This is a genomic window from Neorhizobium sp. NPDC001467, from assembly GCF_050275975.1.
GTDB lineage: Bacteria > Pseudomonadota > Alphaproteobacteria > Rhizobiales > Rhizobiaceae > Neorhizobium.
The window spans coordinates 1-1,048 of the sequence record NZ_JBNNPS010000024.1 but is presented as its reverse complement, the minus strand read 5'-3'; the positions used below and the strand labels follow the sequence as shown (position 1 = coordinate 1,048).

At 60.8% G+C, this 1,048-nt stretch carries 1 protein-coding gene; it reads left to right on the top strand.

Annotated elements, in window-relative coordinates:
- Nucleotides 1–2: 2 nt before the first annotated feature.
- Nucleotides 3–1,048, top strand: a 1,046-nt coding sequence (locus ACQKKX_RS20630; protein ID WP_427573537.1) for a site-specific integrase, incomplete at its 3' end; no start/stop codon positions are given.

The following is a 1,048-nucleotide window of genomic DNA, read 5'->3' as shown; positions in this document are numbered from 1 at the left end:
CTATCGATCGCCGTATCCATGAGTTGGACACGATCGCTGCCGTGCTGCCGCTTGAGCGTCGCGACGAGCTTGCTGAACTTCTAACCGACCAGGATGTCGAAACACTCCGCCATCTCGTCAATGAAGGCATGGGCGAAAACACGCTTCGAGCACTTACATCTGATCTCGCTTACCTCCAAGCTTGGTCACTGGCGGCGACCGGCAAATCCCTGCCCTGGCCGGCGCCGGAGGCGCTTCTCCTCAAATTCGTTGCACATCATTTATGGGATCCAGCAAAACGTCAGGACGATCCGAAACACGGCATGCCGACCGATGTTGAGCAGAACCTTCGTAGCCAAGGATTTTTGAAGTCGGCCGGCGCACACGCACCCGACACGGTACGCCGTCGTCTGGCCACTTGGTCGACCCTGACAAAATGGCGGGGACTTCCCGGCGCCTTCACCTCCCCTGCCATCAAATCCTCTATTCGCCTTGCTGTCCGCGCTACGCCGCAGCCACGCAAACGCAAGAGCGCGAAAGCGGTAACGGGCGATGTGCTGGCAAAGATGCTGGCCACCTGCACGAGCAGCAGCCTGCGCGATCTGCGTGACAGGGCAATCCTGATGGTCGCCTTTGCTTCCGGCGGCCGCCGCCGTAGCGAAATTGCCGGGTTGCGTCTTGAACAGCTGACCGTCGAGCCGCCGATCGCCGTCGAGGACGGCCCTCCCCTCCCCTCTCGTTCTATTCATCTCGGTCGCACAAAAACATCCGGGTCCGATCATGACGAGGTGGTTTATCTCACCGGCCGGCCTGTCGAGGCGCTGAATGCCTGGATCGCCGCCGCGCGCATTGAAACCGGGTCAGTGTTTCGCAAGGTGGATCGCTGGGGCAATGTGTCGAAGCGGACACTGGATCCGAAATCGGTCAACGATATCGTCAAGCAGCGGGCGGCGATGGCCGGGATGGATGCTGGGGAGTTTTCAGCGCACGGGTTGCGGTCAGGTTACCTGACCGAGGCTGCCAATCGCGGCATACCGCTGCCCGAGGCCATGGAACAATCGAGGCATCG